We start from the raw sequence: 16,981 nt of genomic DNA, 5'->3' as shown, positions 1-16,981 counted from the left end.
CCGCTAAGAAGAAGGACCGCATAGGCGGTCCTTTTTCGTTGGCGTGAAAGGGATGCAGAACCCGTCGGAAGGGGACGTCGGAGCATCAGCATCGGAAGCAAAGGCATCGCAGTCTCCCATTACAGCCACCTTTTCGACTTAAAATACATCCACATCCCGAACGAGACAGCGCCCATAATGACCCACACGAACAAATAGCCATAATGCCAATTCAATTCGGGCATAATATGAAAGTTCATGCCGTAGATCCCGACGATGAACGTGAGCGGCATGAAGATCGTGCTGACGAGCGTCAGCGTCTTCATGATCTCGTTCATCCGGTCCGCCTTCATATTCATCTGCAGCTCCAGCAAGCCGTTTAGCGACTCGCGGAAAACGTCCAGCGTATCGATGACCCGCGACAGGTGATCGTTCACGTCGACGAAGTACGCATCCGCCTCTTGACGGGTGTAAGGAAACGTCTGATGCAGGATGGCGCTTAGCACCGTATGCTCCTCCACGAAGACGCGGCGCAGCAGATGGAGCGTACGCTTGATCTTGAATACTTCCTGGGCGATCTTCACATACGGATTGCGGAATATGGCCCGTTCCAGCTTGTCGATCCGGTCGTCGGCCTTGTTCACACGGTCGGTGTACTCATCGACAGCACGATCGAGTAGCTGGTACAAAATTAGGCTCGGGTGCTCCATGCGAGGCTCACCCTCCAAGCAGCCCTTATAAAGAGCGGTGAGGAACGGCACTTCTTGTTTCGTAAGCGTAATAACGTAATTAGGGCCGATCACGATCGCAATTTCCTGAAGCTTCAGATCCGGCAGCAAGGCGAAGAAGGCGATGAAGATGTTATTCTTGTACCGGTCCATCTTGGGTCGCTGGTTCATCTTGATGCAGTCTTCCACGAGCAGCGGATGGCAGTGGAATTGTTCCGTCAGTACATGGCGGATCTCGTCCGGAGAGGCGCCGTTCAAGTGAATCCAAGCGGTCTCGCACTCGTCGGGCATCGCGGCGTCGACTTCCGAGATCGTCTTGTTCGTGCTCTGGTACAGCAGCATGGAGGAACCCTGCCTTTCATCAAACTGACAGTCCAAATTTTACAGATTCAGAATGTTTAAGTGCTTCACCGTACAAAAGCGTGAAACAAGGCATCAGAGCTAATGCTTCCTGAATCGGCATAATAAGCTACCTCTAAGGACGAACCCGCTTCCTCGAAATGCTTCGATAAATGCTTATTTTATCATACGGGTCGGCGGAAATCGAATGGCGCCAGGGAATCATTTCCTGAAAAATAGAGCTTGTCTTCTGCGCGTATTTCCGCTATAATAACTCTTGTCGCCAAAAACGGCATCGATTATGGCCCGTTGGTCAAGGGGTTAAGACACCTCCCTTTCACGGAGGTAACAGGGGTTCGAATCCCCTACGGGTCATAGTATTTCTTTTAGCTTGAGAGCCATTAGCTCAGTCGGTAGAGCACCTGACTTTTAATCAGGGTGTCGTAGGTTCGAGTCCTACATGGCTCACCATCATTCGTCCTCAAGAATGATCGGGGCTTCAGCCATCAAGCAACATCTATATGCGGTCGTGGTGGAACGGCAGACACGCTATCTTGAGGGGGTAGTGCCCAGTGGGTGTGCGGGTTCAAATCCCGCCGACCGCATCATTCTCTAAACAAGGGAAGCCTTACTAAGTAAGGCTTCTTTTTGTTTTGTTACTGTGATGAAAATGGATTACAGAAACATAGATCAAGCTGCGCGATTGAATGAATAACAGTGCGCATAAAGACTCATTTACGAACTTTTATATTGACAAAGAGCTTTTCAACAAGGTAATCTAAAAGTGCATCTTCGAGCAATATTGAACAAAATATTGCATAACTAGTGTTCATTGCAAGCGTATCCATGAATGGAGTGAGTCTATTGTTGGCTGCGGAGAGAAAATTGAGACTAGTTGAATACGTCAGGCAGCACCGCGCAGCATCGGTCGCTGCACTCGCTTTGGAGTTCGGTGTTCATGAAGCGACCATCCGCCGGGATTTGGCGGAAGTCGAGCATGAAGGCCTGTTGATACGAACTCATGGCGGAGTCATCGTGGAGAAGCTGACCCATAACGAGCCTTCCTTTAATGAAAGGACCAACGTCCAGCTCGAACAAAAGATGCGTATCGGGAAGATGGCGGCGAGTCTAGTGGAGGACGGGGATCATATCATTATCGATTCCGGCACTACGACGCTGCATATCGCGAAAAATTTGGTCCATCGCTCCAACATTACGGTCGTCACGAACGATATGAACGTAGCGGCTGAGTTGCGGGATTCCCCTGGTATAAGGGTAACGGTGACCGGCGGGGAGCTGTATCCGTCGAGCTATATGCTGAACGGGATGTTCACGGATCATGTGCTTCGTTCGCTGCATGTATCCAAAGCATTCTTAGGTACACCCGCCATTCATCCGAAGCATGGATTGATGCATCCGGAAGCTCAGCTGGTGCTGGCCAAACAGGGCATGATCGAGGCCGCCCAGGAAGTTATCGTCGTTGCGGACGACACGAAGATCGGCAAGCTGTCCTTGCACAAGGTCGCTCCGAACAGCGCCATTCATACGATCATTACGGGCAAAGAAGTGCCGCAATACGACATCAAGCCATTTCAGGATGCCGGTGTCAATGTGATTACCGTCTAACTTCCGGTGAACCTTCCGAAGCCGACTTGCTAGTATGCTTTGCAGGCTTGGGAAATTCATATATAAGAAACCATTCAACGGAGGTGTTACTGTTAGTGGGCACCACAACAACAGCGGCCGTACATTCACGTACGCTGCGCTTAACAAAGCCCCATGTAGTTCAGGAAGTGCTGGTTGAAAGAAGCGTCCCCAAGGGATTCGCAGTCGTCGAGCCGACAATCGCCAGCATCTGCCATGCCGATCTCCGCTACTTCGGGGGGCATCGAAAGCCGGAAGTGCTGGCGAAGAAATTGCCGATGGCGCTGCTGCACGAAGGGATTGGCACCGTGGTCGACGGCCATTCCGTGAAGCTAGCGCTAGGCCAACGCGTCGTGATCGTTCCCAATGTGCCGGGTTACCTGCTGCATGATCTGGAACCGGAGCAATGCTGTCCGGCATGCCGGGGCGAGATTGCCGACAACTACTGCTCCCGCGGCGTGTTTCTGGGAAGCGGGACCGACGGCATTGCCCAAAGCCGGTTGGTGCTTCCGGAGGAATGCCTGATTCCGATTCCGGATTCGGTACCGGATGAGATCGCGGTATTGGCGGAACTGTGCAGCGTATCGTACAGAGCGCTGCGGGCGGTAAGCCATATGCTCGATCATGCGCGAATTGCAGTGTTCGGCGACGGACCGGTAGGATATTTAACGGCGGCTATGCTGCATCACGCATTCGGGGTCGGGAGAGACAGGTTGATCGTTTTCGGAGCCGTGAGGGAGAAGCTGGATGAATTCACGTTCGCCGCAACCGAGATGGTGCAAACCTATGATTTTCTTTCGAGCGAGAAAGCGGACATTGTAGTGGAATGCACGGGCGGGCGGTTCAGCGAGAGCGCGATCAATCAAGGGATCGATCTGCTTAAGCCGGGCGGCCATCTGATCGCGATGGGGGTCAGTGAAGAGCTTGTCCCGATCAACACGCGCGATGTGCTGGAGAAGGGGATTACGATCTACGGCAGCAGCCGAAGCTCGATTGTGGATTTCAAGCAGGTACTCAAAGTGATGGAAGATCCGGATTGTCAGAACACGTTAAAGAGCTTGCTGCCGGAGCAATATACGGTGGTGAGCCAGGCAGACGACTTCGCTGGCGCAATGGAATCTGCCTTGGCTCACAGGGAATGGAAGAAAACCATCCTCGACTTTCACTGGTGACACAGTGAAAGTCGAATAAATTGTATCACAACCAGGATAGGTCGGTAAATCAAGCGTTCCGAAATGGAACGATTTTACAACTTTAATTATTTAAGCGCTTCCAATTTGAGGATAAGCCTTTACTTATTCTTCATATGTGCCTTACAATACGAAAACAAATAGGTTTTACAATACAAATGAGCATAAGTGAACAAAATTACTCACAATGACACTAAAAAAATGGGTAAGGGTGCAGGAAACGATGACAATGATGACCGGAGTATAAACGGAATGCAGTTGGACGAGGAGGAATACGCTTTGGCATCCATTGAATTTGCGCAAGTTACACAATCCTTTAATAAGAATGTCATCATTAAAGATTTGAATCTAAAGATCGAAGACGGAAAATTTACCGTTCTGGTAGGCCCGTCGGGCTGCGGCAAGACGACTCTGCTTCGGATGATTGCTGGACTGGATCCCCAAACCTCCGGTTCGGTGCTTATTAACGGGAAGGATGTTACCCGTATAGCTCCGGGTCAGAGGGGAGTAGCCATGGTGTTTCAAAACTATGCGATCTATCCCACGATGTCCGTACGGGAGAATATTGAATTCGGGTTGAAGAACAATAAGGTAGGGAAAGAGGAAAGAAACCGCTTGGTGGAGAGCATCTGCGAGACCGTCGGCCTTAAACCTTATTTGGACCGCAAGCCGTCCACGCTGTCCGGCGGCCAACGCCAGCGCGTTGCTCTAGCTCGCGCCATGGTCAAAAAGCCGTCCGTCTTCCTGATGGATGAGCCGCTATCCAACTTGGACGCCAAACTCAGGGTTCAGATGCGCATTGAGCTGATCGAAATGCATAAGAAGCTGGGCACTACCTTTGTGTATGTGACCCATGATCAAGTGGAGGCCATGTCCATGGCCGATACGATCGTCTTAATGAACCATGGGCAAATCCAACAGATGGCTGCTCCCGAAGTCATCTATCGGCAGCCAAGCAATCTGTTCGCGGCCCAGTTTATCGGGGTTCCGCCGATGAACATCGGGGACTTGGGCGTGGACGGAGCGAAGTTCGGGTTCCGCCCGGAGAGTGCGGTGCTGTCCGTGGAGCCCTTGGACGCCCATTATACCGTCCGCGGGATCGTGGCCACGAGAGAGATGCTGGGGTCGGAAACGATCTACCAAGTGAAAGCCGGACAGGAAGCTTTTATGATCAAGTGCACGGAAGACCGGTTCTCGGTCGACCAGGAGGTCTATCTGGGCGTTGACGCGACCAAATTGTTTTTCTTCGGGGCCGACGAGAACCGGATTGATCCGGCCGATGCCCGATATGGCGAGTACATGAGGGCGCTGAAAGGGCAGCGCCATGGATAAGAGAAGAGTATGGGAAACGGTCCGTCCTTACGTCATGATCTTACCCGCTATGATCGGCATCGTCCTGTTCGTAATCTACCCGGTTATTTATTTAGTGAAATTAAGCTTTTATAAATACAATCTGATGAACAAAGACAAAAGCAAATTTATTGGGACAGACAATTTCACGCAAATCTTCTCGCGCGAAGATTTCTACAGCGCACTCACCAATACCGTTATCTACACCGTGGGGGTTGTCGTGCTGACGATGCTTTTGTCGCTCATTATCGCAGTCTGGCTGAATAAGAAAACCCGGTTCAACGCGGTTGTTCAGGCAGGGATTTTCACACCTCACATCATATCCATCGTGTCCGTCGCGCTGGTATGGATGTGGCTGATGGAACCTAGCCACGGGATGCTCAACTTCCTGTTGAAGACGTTCGGTCTGCCGCCCTCACCCTGGCTGCAAAGCTCGAGTACGGCGATGGTGTCCATCATCATCGTATCCGTGTGGCAAAATATCGGGTACTACACTTTGATCATGGTGGCAGCGCTTCAAAGCATCCCGCCCAGTATTTATGAAGCGGCCGCGCTGGATAACGGAAGCAAGTTTAAAGTGTTCTACAAGATTACTTTGCCGATGATTTCGCCGCAGCTGTTCTTTATCCTGATCATCATGACGATCGGTTCCTTCAAGGTATTCGATACCGTAAAGATTATGACGGGCGGGGGCCCTAATAACGCTACGACGACGCTTGTCTATTACATTTATGAATTCAGAACGAACAGCATAGGCTATGCTTCGGCTACCGGAGTGGTGTTGATGGCCATCATCGCGCTGTTGACCTTCGTCTACTTCCGATTGCTGGCCAAAAAGGTTCACTATCAATAGACGCCCGAGATGCTAAACAGGGAGGGGTGGGTAAATTCGTGGTATTTGACTTCAAATCCATCAAATGGACATTGGGCTTTCTGCTGAAAGCCATTATTCTGATGGTGTTCGTGTTCCCGTTTCTGTGGATGATCTCAACCTCATTGCAGACGTTTGAAGAAACATTAACATTTCCTCCTACATGGATTCCGGCATTTCCACAGTGGATCAATTTTGTGGACGCGATGAATGCAGGCCCGTTCTTGACCTATGCCAAAAACTCGATCCTCGTCACATGCTCCATCATTGTGCTGCAAATGATCGTGATGATCCCAGCCGCGTATGCGTTTGCCAAGTATAAGTTCGCGGGGAAAGGGATATTGTTCGGCATGGTTTTGCTGGCGTTTATGATTCCCGGGCAGGTGACCTTCATCCCCGTCTATCTGATGCTGGCGGATATGGGCCTTATCAAATCGCTGCTGCCTCAAATCATTCCGTTCATGTCCAACGCCTTCGGTATCTTCCTGCTGCGTCAATATTTTATGCAGATCCCGCAGGAGATTATTGAATCGGCCCGACTGGACAACGCGAGCGAGTTCAAGATCATTCGGAAGATCATGATCCCCATGTCGATGCCGGCACTGGCTACGATCGCGCTGTTCAGCTTCGTCAGCCACTGGAACGATTATTTCTGGCCCCTGGTGATGACGGATTCCGCAGCCGTCCGGCCGCTTACGATGGGGATCGCCATGTTAAGAGAGACGGAAGGCATCAGCAACTGGCACATTATCATGGCCGGGAATGTGGTCTTGGTTGTGCCGATCCTGATCGTGTACCTGTTTGCTTCCAAGCAGATCGTCAAGGCATTCGTATATTCCGGCATTAAATAAACTTTATAACCTACGGAGGTAATTCCCTATGTGGAAGAAGTTATCTACTCTTGTACTAGCAACCACAATGCTGTCCGGCTTGCTTGCCGGCTGCTCCGGAAGCAACTCTCAGCAGGGCGACGAGCCGAAGAGCAGCCCGCAATCATCGTCCGCGCCGGCTGGGAAGACCACGGTTCAGTTCTGGCATTCCCTGGGAGGCAAGAACGGTGAATACATTAATGCAGCGATCAGCCGGTTCAACGAATCCCAGAGCAAAATCGAAGTCGTGGGAACGTTCCAAGGCTCCTACGATGAAACGGTGACGAAGCTGCAGCAAGCCGTTGCGGCGAAGACCGGACCTGACGTGACGATGTTGGAGCGCGCTTATGTTCAAATGTTCGCGGACTCGGACGTGCTCGAAGACATGACGCCGTTTCTTAAGAAATCCAGTATGAGCGTGGATGACTTTACGCCGGGCCTGATGGGGCACTCCACCTTTAACAAAAAGCTGGTATCCCTGCCGTTAAACCGTTCCACCCCGATTCTGCATGTCAACAAGACGATGCTGGATGAGAAGGGGTTGGCAATCCCCAAAACATGGGAAGAGCTCAAGAATGTGGCCAATGCGCTGGTTATCAAAGAAAACGGCGAATTCAAGCGTTACGGGTACAGCATGCCTTATGATACCTGGTATCCGATTGCGATGATTTCTCAAGCGAAGGGCAAGTTCTTCAACGATGCCAACAATTCCATCGGATTCAATAACGGGGAAGGCGTGAAAACGTTCAAGTTCCTCAAGGATCTGCAAGCCACAGGCGCCCTGTATTACCCGCCGGCTCAAGATTCCGGCAATATCGTGAACCAGATGTTCACGAGCGGCAAAATCGGCATGATGTTCCAGTCCACGGGGGTTATCGGCAGCTTGAAGGATAGTGCCAAATTCGAGTACGTAACCGCCTATCTCCCTATGGATCAGGTGTATGCCACCCCGACCGGCGGAGCCAACGTAGCCTTGATGTCGGGCTCCAAGAATAAAGACGCCGCGTGGGAATTTATACGTTGGATGATGACCGATCCCAAAGGCGGCTTGCAGTTTGTCCTAGATTCCGGATATCTGCCGTTCACTAAGAAGATGGCAGAGTCGCAACAAATGAAAGACCTGTGGGCCAAAGAGCCGAACCGCAAAGTAGCTTACGATCAGCTTCAATATGCCGTCGACACCAATAAGCATGTAGCTTGGACGCAAGTGATGCAGGAATTTTTCAAAGCGATTCAGGCGATCATGTACGACAACAAAAATATTGAATCCACGCTCGATACGTTTAAGAAAGAAACCGAACGGATTCTGAAACAGTAGGGGAGAGACGGAGTGTATGATAGAACGGCTGCAAACTAACGATTCGCTCGTAGTTGCCGGGCATCGGGGCTATAAATCGGCCTATCCGGAAAATACGCTTCTCGCGTTTCAACAAGCGCTGGAGCTCGGGGTCGATATGCTGGAATTCGATCTTCGCTTCTCCAAGGACAAAGTCGTGATGGTCATTCACGATGAGACCGTGGACCGTACGACGAACGGTTCAGGCCGAGTCAGCGATCATAGTTTCGAGGAGCTGAAACGGCTGGATGCTGGTGGTTGGTTCAGCCCTGTGTTCGAGGGGTTGAAGATTCCGACCTTGGAGGAGTTATGCCGGCTGTTGGAAGCTTACCCGGATGTTCTGCTTAATGTGGAAGTCAAGCCGAGTCCCGACGCCAAAGAGGTGACCGATGCCTCGGTCCGCATCCTTCAAGAACACGGGTTGCTGGCGCGCTGTGTCTTCACTTGCTTCGATGCGGAAGTGCTGGCTTATATGCATGATGCTCATCACTTAAAAACGCAAGGTTTTCCCGGAGAGCTGATGTCCAACTATGTTCCCGGCGCAGACGGCACTATATCCAAAATGTGGGCGGTAGGCATCAGCATGAAGCTGCTGACGCCGCAATTGGTCCGGGAGGTTCGGGAGTCGGGTTTGTTGGCCTGGTGCTACTGCCCGGATACCGACGAAGGCGTTGCTTATGCGCTAGAGTGCGGCTCCAAGCTCATGACCGTCAACAACCCGCTGCCTGCTCTGCAGGTGCGCCGTCGATTGGAACAAAGCCCATAAGACGAAACCATGGAGGTGTAGAATGATTCTAAACAAGCTGAAATCAGGTGTCCGGCCAATGTTAACGGGAAAGCGGCTTTTTATGGTTGTAGCGGGAATCGCTGTTTTATGTATGCTCCCCATCTTCTCGACCGGCATTAGCGCAGAAAAATCCCCGTTGAAATCCAAAATGTTCGACCTGTCGGAGCCGGCAACTGAGTTAATCCGGGATAAAGCGCTGCATAACGGCACGGTCCTGCAATCGTTCGCCTTCGACAACGTGAATCAGCACATCTATGTCGTGCAGCTGATGGCCGGCGGGCAGCAGCTGCCGGGCGAATCCGAACCGGTCAGCGGTGCGAATCGGGATAAGAACGGCGATTTGACCTTGACGAAGCTTGATCTGGCAGGAAACGAGCTTGGCTATATGTTTCTGAAAGGATTCGGCCATGGGGTCCAGATCGGCGTGGAAACGGTAGGCGAAACGGCGTACTTATGGACGGAAACGGATTCCGTAACGGAAGGCAGCAGCGGCTGGGGGACGCAGTTGGCCCGGTTCCCATTCGAGAATGGGAAGATTATGACCCCGAGCTCGCCGGAGCTAGAGAAACACCGGCTTATTGAAGGGGCGGACCGCACAACCGTCAATATCGATCCCGCTAACGAATTGCTCACGATGCGATACCGCAAGGACGGCGCATTCCGCTTCGGGGTGTATGCGTTGGAGCAGGTGAAGCGGAGGGAGTACGTCCCAGTGGCCGACGTGCCCCAGCCGGCAGTAGGTACGTTTCAAGGCTTCGCCTCGTATGGGGGGTACCTGTACTTATTGGAGGGCAATTCTTATGGCTCAACCGGGTCGGTCCCCCCTACGGGTAACACTTACATCACGGCTGTGGACTTGAATACGGGTGAGGTTGCCGACAAACAACTGATTTCCGCCGGAGATACGCTCTCCTTCCGGGAGCCGGAAGGGATGGCTATCCGCCTGCCGGATATGAAGCATCCGCAGAAAGCCGAGCTGAGCTTCGGATTTGCTTCGGATTTCACGCCGAAGCGATTGGCCAACATCTATTCGATGGATAGACTGCTGCCTCAACAGGCGAACGAAGAGTAAAGCGAAGAGCGAAAAAGCAGGAACACGAGTGTCGCGGCGAACCGCCCGCACTCTGTTCCTGCTTTTTTAACATAAAAAGCACCCTGCGAGGGTGCTTTGTTCTGCTCATCCGATTTTCTGCCGATCTTGCATATTCATCATGAGCTCGGCCTTCATGTCGGCCCGTTTGGACATGCGGGCGATGCATGAGAACAAATAGGCGCCGATCAGCCAGACTAGACATATCCAAAACCACATCATTACTTCGTGCCTCCCATATGGATCAACATAGATCGGGACAGAAGCCCGTATTCGGTAGCTGGCTGGCCTATTGGATTCCCCCAACGTAGCCCCTGTAGCTTTGCGTCGCTGACTTTCATCAGCTTTGCCGTGTCGTACGATTTATGTGATGGTTTAACCCTATCTTAGCAAAATCATAGCGGGACGCCATCCAACTTTAGGACTAGTGAACGGTTGCATTCTTGAAAGATGCGACTTCTTTCCTGTGCCAGTCAGGAAATGACATAGGCGGAACCAGGATGAATGTCGATTTTTCTTACCTGAGTTTTCCTTGCACAATAAGGGAAAACTCGAGTAATATGTCGCTTTTATTTCGTAAGATAAACCCTTTACAATGCTTTAATATAGATAGATTAAGCGCTTTACCTAAAATTAACGATTCTTTTACATAAAGTAGTTGATGCTGGCATAGGGGCTATGTATAATAAAGCTCAGATAGTCATTAAACCGGTTTAATAAATGATCCTGGCTTCAACTGGCCAAGGGGGGGTTGCGTGGCTACGATCAATGATGTGGCAAGGCTCGCCGGCGTGTCGAAGGGCACGGTATCCAGCGTATTCAGCAAGAAACGGCCGATCAGCCGGGAAGTGACGGAGCGGGTGCTGGAAGCGGCCAAGAACCTAGGCTACTTCCCGAACCACGTGGCCCGCAGTCTCGCGATTAAGAAGACGATGATAGCCGGGCTGAAGATGCCGGTCTCGCGGGACAGCTCAATGTCGGGCTTCGAGGTTCAGATGGTGAACGGCGTCATGAAGGAATGCTCCAAGCAAGGGTACCGGGTGCTGCTCGATACGCTGCCCGAGCACGATGACCCGACCCAGTTCTCCAGCGATCCGGTAGACGGGGTCATCATGCTCAACCCGCGCAAGCATGACAAACGGATCCTGCGCTACAGCCAGATGGACATTCCGCTCGTGCTGGTAGGACGGCCGGATCCGCCGGACGAATCGATTTGCTACGTGGACAACAACAATACGGAGTTAAGCGCACAGGTGGGCGACTACCTCCTGGCGAAGGGGCACAAGGACATTTTGTTCCTGAACGCCGGATCCGACATGACGGTGTCCCTGGATCGCCGGCGTGGGCTGTTCGAAGCTTTTCACCGTCAGAGTGTAGCGACGAAGCGGATTCATGTGCTGAATTACTCCAGGGCCGAGCATCGCAATCCGACGGAATACGGCTACATGTCGTTGAGACGGATGCACGGGAACGTTCCCTTCACCGCGGTCATAGCGGATACGGATCAGGTTGCGGTCGGCGTATTAAGGGCGGTGGCGGAGCTCGGGATCGACATTCCGGGGCAGCTGTCCGTAATCGCACTTAGCAACGATGCTACCTTATCGCAGGTCATTACCCCGCAGCTCACGTCCATGGAGCTCTCCGCCGAGACGCTGGGGGCGGAGGCCGCGAAAATTTTGATCGAGAAGATGGAAGGAGCGAAAGGGGTGCATCAACGCATCGTGGACGCGAAGCTGGTCATCCGCAGCTCTTGCGCACCGAATTCGGCTCAAAACGATTAAGTACTATAACAGAAATGTAAGCGCTTTATTAATGGCGTGTAAAGGAGGTGATGCCGTGCGGACCGGACTCTTGAGCTGCCGGCGCAAGGCAACCGATCCAACCAGCCCCGATAAGTACGTGCAACATTGGCAGAGGAGCGCAATCGGAATGAAGCATGTCGTTCATCTTAGAAAAACCAAATAGATGAATAAACTTGGGAGGTAAATATGAGAAAAGTAAAAATGGTGGGTTCTTTCATGGCATTCGTCATGTTGGGCGGAACACTGGCGGCTTGCTCCGGCGGGGATAAGGACACGGGCGCGGATGCGTCCGCCAAGCCGCAAGAAAACAAGGAGGAGCGTTCGCTCCGGATGATGGCATCGGTTATCGGCGGCAAGACGCCGGAAGAGAACACGCTGTTCGAGAAGGAGATCGAGCGGCTCACGGGCATCAAGGCGAAGCTCGAAAAGCCGGCCTCCGACTACGATCAGAAGCTGATGGCGGCCATCTCCTCCGGGGAGAAATTCGACCTGATCCAGACGAGCAAGGAGAAGATGAACCTGCTCATGGAGCAAGGCGCGATCATGCCGCTTACCGACAAAGTAAAGGCATCCAAAGTGCTGCAGGATCCGAACGTGCTGCCCGCCGGGGAATGGGATCAAGTGAAGACGAAGGACGGTAAAATCTACGGGGTCTTCACGAAATTCCAAGGCGGGACGATGCCGATCGTGCGCAACGACTGGTTGAAAAAGCTGAATCTGGCGGAACCGAAAACGCTGGACGATTACTATAAAGTGCTGAAGGCATTCACGGAGCAAGATCCGGACGGCAACGGCAAGAAGGATACGTACGGCCTGAGCACCGCCGGCATGTATGAGCTGCAAGGCTTCTTCAGCGCCGCAGGCTTGAAGCAGCGCTATGTCGAGAAGGACGGCAAGCTGGACGTGCCATACTCCACGGATGCCGCGATTCCGATCTACGAGTGGCTGAACAAGCTGTTCAAGGAAGGCATCCTCGACCCGAACTTTGCCACGAACGATACGGCCAAGATGCGGAACTTGTTCCTCGCCGACCGCGTAGGGATGATCACCTACTGGGACGCTTGGGTCGGTATGCTGAACAATACCCGTTTGCAGCAAGATCCGAAGACGGCGTTCGAAGCGAAGGGGCTGCCGGGCGCAGCGGATTCGAACGGCAAGTTCATGCTGCGCCGGGGAGATCCGGACGTCTGGGTCATTCCGGTTAATGCCGAGCATCCGAAGACCGCCTTCGAGTTCATCGAATGGTGGCATTCGAAGGACGGCATCGTGCTGGGCAGCTTGGGAATCAAAGACAACGACTATACGGAATCGGGTGGGAAGTATACGCTCACGAAGAATGGGACGGACCATGCGATGGACCACGGCGTGCCGTTCTGGTACAACAAGAACTTCCCGAATCCGTTCGGTCTGCTGCCGGGTGTGAAGGAAGCGCAGGACCTGGTCGTGAAGTATGCCGCGCTTGAGCTGACTCCTCCGAAGTGGTCGGACGCCGAGAAGATCATCAACAATTACTCGTTCAAGGCGATCCAAGGCGAGATGAAGGCTGCCGACGCGGTGAAGAAAATGCGCGAGGAGCTCAAGGCCGCCAAACTGATCGACTAGACGAACAAAGCGAGGGAGTATGCAGGATGGGGATGGGCATGCTCCCTTGCCTCTCTTTGGGGAACGAGATCCGCGTCGAAGAGCCGGCTTCACTTTTGCGGGGAAAAGATAGAGGTGGGTGACAGAAATGAAGGCCGTTTGGAAATATAAAACGCTGTACGTCATGATGCTCCCGATCATAGGTTACTTCTTGCTGTTCTCTTATTATCCGCTCGTTCGCGGGTTTGTCATCAGCTTTCAGAACTTCCGGTTGATCGGCAATCGGCCTTTCGTAGGCTTCGAAAACTATAAAACGGTGCTGCAAGACCCAGCCTTCTGGGATGCGTTCCAGAATACGCTATGGATCGGCTGCGGCTCGCTACTCATCGGGTTCGTCATGCCCATTGTGCTGGCGTTGTCCTTGAACGAGGTGCTCTCGACCTGGTTCAAAAAAGTAACGCAAATGATCGTCTATGTCCCCCATCTGTTCTCCTGGGTCGTCGTAGGCGGGATGTGGATCCTGCTGCTGTCCCCCGATACGGGCATCGTGAATCAAATCCTGCAAGCGCTGGGGGCGGATAAGCCGGTCTCGTTCCTGTCCAATTCGGCCTATGCCCGCTGGGTGATGATTTTCACCTCGGTGTGGAAGGAGATGGGATTCACTTGTATCTTGTATTTGGCTTCTATCGTTTCGATCAACCCGTCTCTCTTCGAGGCTGCACGAATAGACGGCGCGAGCCGTTGGCAGCTCGTTCGCTTCATCACCCTGCCATCGCTTGTGTCCACCATGAAAGTCGTCATCATGCTGCAAGTGCTGGGCATCCTGCGGATGTTCGACCAAATCTTCGTCATGCGCAACGGCGCCATCGCGAACAAGGTGGACGTCATTATGATGTACAGCTACCAGAAAGGGATTCTGCAATTCAAAATCGGGCTCGCGACCGCCTCCGGCTTCCTGGTCATCGCGGCGACGCTGATCGTGACGCTGATTACCCGCGTGCTCATCCGATACGACGACGAGGGGGCGAGATAAAATGAAGCCGATGCCAAAAGGAATAGGCGGCCGGGTATTCGATACGATCAACATCGTATTCCTGCTCCTGCTCGTCTCTACGATGGTCATTCCGTTCATGAACACGATCGCGCTGGCGTTCTCGACGAATTTCGCTTCGATGCAGCCGGGCATCGTGCTGTGGCCGAAGGAATTCAGTGTAGAAGGCTTCACGACGGTGTGGAACCGGATGCAGCTGTACATTCCGTTCACGAACAATGTAATCGTCACGGTTATCGGGACGGTCGGACACGTGCTCCTGTGCTCCATGGCCGGGTATGTGCTTGTGCAGCCGCTTTTGCCGGGCAAGAAGCTAATGGTGTCGCTCATCCTGGTGACGATGACGATCCCGGGCGAAGCGATCATGATCCCGCTGTACGTCGTCAACAAGGAGCTCGGGCTGTTGAATACGCTCACCGCGCTCGTCATGTCGGGGCTCGTTTCCGGGTTCAGCGTGCTGCTGATGCGCAATTTCTTCCTCAGCATTCCGATTGAGATGTCCGAGTCGGCACGGATGGACGGCGCAGGCGATTTCCGCATCTTCGTGACGATGTATATGCCGCTCGCCAAGGCGGGACTGGCCACGGTGACGCTGTTCGAGTTCGTCAGCCGTTGGAACCAGTTCACGCCGGCCCTGCTGTATATCAACAAAGCGGCGAAGTACACGCTGCAGCTCGCGCTCAAGTCGCTCATCGTCGATTCGGACACGACGTCCAGCAATTTCATCGTGACGACGAACGTACGGATGGCGGGCATTCTGATCGCCCTCATTCCGCTCCTTATTATTTATCCGTATGTGCAGAAGTATTTTGTAAAAGGCATTATGGTGGGCGCGAATAAGGAGTAGATGGCATTGGAGAGGAGAACGGGAAAATGAACGCAAAGAGCGAAGTCATCGTGGTCCAACGCGTCGTGCGGCCGGAGGAGCGAAGCCAATATATTGAGATTCCTTTCGAGATGCCTGCAGGGGTCGAGACGCTGCGAGTAGACTACGAGGTGGAATCCCACGGCGAACCGCGAGCCGTCATTGATCTGGGTGTCCGGGACGGGCGAAGACTGCGCGGTTGGAGCGGAGGCGCCCGCAGCGGCTTCACGATCGGCCGGGAGAAGGCGACGCCGGGCTACTTGCCGGGCGAGCTGGCGAGCGGGGGCTGGGCGGTCGTGCACAACGCGTACAAGGTGCCGGAGCAAGGCTGCACGATCACGGTCACGATTACGCTGACATTGGAAGCGCCGCGCTGGCTGAAGGGCGACCTGCATGCGCATACGGTGCACAGCGACGGGAGCTACACGCTGGAAGAGAGCGCGGCGATTATGGAGCAGCTGGGCTGCGATTTCCTCGCCATGACCGATCACAACGCGGTGAGCCAGAACTTGGCGTATCCCCGGACGACCGGTATCGTGATGATTCCCGGCATGGAGTTCACGACGAACTTCGGGCACAGCAACTTTCTGGGCGTGGTCGACCCTTGCGACGATTTCCGGGTAACCGGTGTCGCGGACGTGCATGAGCGGCTGCGCGTGGCGCGCGAACGCGGAGCGCGCATCGTACTCAACCATCCCCATTGCGACCATTGCCCATGGGAGTGGGGCTTCGACGTCGACCACGATTGGGTCGAGGTGTGGAACGGCCCGTGGACGGCGCGCAACGCGTCCACGCTCGCGTGGTGGCAGGAGCAGCTCGCCTCCGGCCGTCGGCTCGTGGCTGTGGGCGGGAGCGACGTGCACCGCCCGCATCCTTACGTGCGGCACGCGATGCCGTGCACATGGGTGCTCGCGACGTCCAGGACCGTGGACGGCATCTTGGACGGCATCGGGCAGGGTCACGTAGTCGTGACGTATGCGCCCGATGGGCCTTTCGTGGAGCTGACATGCGGCTCCTGCGGGGTAGGCGATGTCGTGCCGGCGACGGTCGGCGGGCCGGAGCGGGTCGTCCGGCTGCGGGCGGAGCGGCTTGTGGCGGGTGATCGCGTGAAGGTGATCAGCGGGCTCGGCGTTCAGTCGGAATTTGTGGTCGAGCGGGATGGCGAGCTGGATATGACGGTGGCGCCTCCTGCAGGGAAGGGCTTCCTGCGCGTGGAGATTTGGCGGCATTTTGAGATCGTCGATCAGACGCTGATGGCGGCTTTGACGAACCCGATCTATTTCGAATGAAGAGACGAGAACGCCCGCATGCTTAACGGAATAGAAGAAAAATTTTCCTCTATCCTACCAATCATCCGTTTTTCACATGGAATAGATGAAAATTTTGCATCTATGGCTGACCTATCATCAGGAAATGGACTCACCAGAGGTATTAGATGAAATATTTTCAGCTATTTTACTTGGCAGAGGGTTGAAGGGTAGATTAGATGATGTTTTTTC

General features: G+C 53.5%; 15 protein-coding genes, 3 tRNA genes and 1 riboswitch. Of the genes, 16 read left to right on the top strand and 2 right to left on the bottom strand.

Annotation, left to right across the window (positions count from 1 at the left end):
* Positions 1–119: 119 nt before the first annotated feature.
* Positions 120–1,049, bottom strand: coding sequence for a magnesium/cobalt transporter CorA (gene corA, locus ACI5FR_RS33230; RefSeq protein WP_405462607.1), 930 nt, complete (start codon positions 1,047–1,049; stop codon positions 120–122).
* Positions 1,050–1,349: 300 nt separating this feature from the next.
* Between corA and ACI5FR_RS33225 the strand changes: the two genes are divergently transcribed.
* From ACI5FR_RS33225 to ACI5FR_RS33175, 11 genes are all read left to right on the top strand, one after another.
* Positions 1,350–1,421 (top strand) — tRNA-Glu (locus tag ACI5FR_RS33225).
* Between the two features lie 20 nt (positions 1,422–1,441).
* Positions 1,442–1,517: transfer RNA gene (locus tag ACI5FR_RS33220), tRNA-Lys, on the top strand.
* 52 nt (positions 1,518–1,569) lie between these two features.
* Positions 1,570–1,651, top strand: a tRNA-Leu gene (locus tag ACI5FR_RS33215).
* A 259-nt stretch (positions 1,652–1,910) separates the two neighbouring features.
* Positions 1,911–2,672 carry a DeoR/GlpR family DNA-binding transcription regulator gene (locus ACI5FR_RS33210; protein ID WP_405462606.1) on the top strand — a complete coding sequence of 254 codons (762 nt, stop codon included), beginning with the start codon at positions 1,911–1,913 and terminating at the stop codon, positions 2,670–2,672.
* Between the two features lie 95 nt (positions 2,673–2,767).
* Entirely contained in the window at positions 2,768–3,862 is a 1,095-nt protein-coding gene (locus ACI5FR_RS33205; protein ID WP_405462604.1) for a zinc-binding dehydrogenase, read from the top strand.
* 297 nt (positions 3,863–4,159) lie between these two features.
* A complete protein-coding gene (locus tag ACI5FR_RS33200; RefSeq protein ID WP_405462603.1) occupies positions 4,160–5,212 on the top strand; it encodes an ABC transporter ATP-binding protein in 1,053 nt (350 codons plus the stop codon).
* The gene (locus tag ACI5FR_RS33195; RefSeq protein WP_405462602.1) at positions 5,205–6,083 is read left to right on the top strand and encodes a carbohydrate ABC transporter permease; all 879 of its coding nucleotides are present in this window, start codon (positions 5,205–5,207) and stop codon (positions 6,081–6,083) included. Before ACI5FR_RS33200 ends, ACI5FR_RS33195 begins: the two co-directional genes overlap by 8 nt.
* Positions 6,084–6,184: 101 nt before the next feature.
* Positions 6,185–6,952, top strand: a complete 768-nt coding sequence (locus tag ACI5FR_RS33190) for a carbohydrate ABC transporter permease (RefSeq protein ID WP_405462609.1) — start codon at positions 6,185–6,187, stop codon at positions 6,950–6,952.
* Between the two features lie 28 nt (positions 6,953–6,980).
* A complete protein-coding gene (locus ACI5FR_RS33185; protein WP_405462601.1) occupies positions 6,981–8,288 on the top strand; it encodes an ABC transporter substrate-binding protein in 1,308 nt (435 codons plus the stop codon).
* Between the two features lie 16 nt (positions 8,289–8,304).
* A complete protein-coding gene (locus ACI5FR_RS33180; protein ID WP_405462600.1) occupies positions 8,305–9,072 on the top strand; it encodes a glycerophosphodiester phosphodiesterase family protein in 768 nt (255 codons plus the stop codon).
* Between the two features lie 157 nt (positions 9,073–9,229).
* A complete protein-coding gene (locus ACI5FR_RS33175; protein ID WP_405462599.1) occupies positions 9,230–10,165 on the top strand; it encodes a phage baseplate protein in 936 nt (311 codons plus the stop codon).
* A gap of 105 nt (positions 10,166–10,270) precedes the next feature.
* On the opposite strand, the gene ACI5FR_RS33170 is transcribed toward ACI5FR_RS33175, so the two are convergent.
* A complete protein-coding gene (locus tag ACI5FR_RS33170) occupies positions 10,271–10,405 on the bottom strand; it encodes a hypothetical protein (protein ID WP_405462598.1) in 135 nt (44 codons plus the stop codon).
* A gap of 50 nt (positions 10,406–10,455) precedes the next feature.
* Positions 10,456–10,544, bottom strand: a riboswitch (cyclic di-GMP riboswitch).
* 394 nt (positions 10,545–10,938) lie between these two features.
* Here ACI5FR_RS33170 and ACI5FR_RS33165 point away from each other — a divergent pair.
* The 5 genes from ACI5FR_RS33165 (at position 10,939) to ACI5FR_RS33145 (ending at position 16,771) form a co-directional block, all read left to right on the top strand.
* Positions 10,939–11,964, top strand: a complete 1,026-nt coding sequence (locus ACI5FR_RS33165; protein WP_405462597.1) for a LacI family DNA-binding transcriptional regulator — start codon at positions 10,939–10,941, stop codon at positions 11,962–11,964.
* 207 nt (positions 11,965–12,171) lie between these two features.
* Positions 12,172–13,587, top strand: a complete 1,416-nt coding sequence (locus ACI5FR_RS33160) for an extracellular solute-binding protein (protein ID WP_405462595.1) — start codon at positions 12,172–12,174, stop codon at positions 13,585–13,587.
* Positions 13,588–13,714: 127 nt separating this feature from the next.
* Positions 13,715–14,599 (top strand): ABC transporter permease subunit, encoded by an 885-nt coding sequence (locus ACI5FR_RS33155; RefSeq protein WP_405462593.1) that lies wholly within the window; start codon positions 13,715–13,717, stop codon positions 14,597–14,599.
* A gap of 1 nt (position 14,600) precedes the next feature.
* Positions 14,601–15,464 carry a carbohydrate ABC transporter permease gene (locus ACI5FR_RS33150; protein WP_405462592.1) on the top strand — a complete coding sequence of 288 codons (864 nt, stop codon included), beginning with the start codon at positions 14,601–14,603 and terminating at the stop codon, positions 15,462–15,464.
* A gap of 26 nt (positions 15,465–15,490) precedes the next feature.
* A complete protein-coding gene (locus tag ACI5FR_RS33145; RefSeq protein ID WP_405462591.1) occupies positions 15,491–16,771 on the top strand; it encodes a CehA/McbA family metallohydrolase in 1,281 nt (426 codons plus the stop codon).
* The last annotated feature ends 210 nt before the right edge of the window (positions 16,772–16,981 follow it).

The organism is Paenibacillus sp. HJGM_3 (assembly GCF_045062745.1).
Lineage (GTDB): Bacteria > Bacillota > Bacilli > Paenibacillales > NBRC-103111 > Paenibacillus_AA.
Note: the sequence above shows the minus strand (reverse complement) of the source record. Positions and strands in the feature narration are given on the sequence as shown.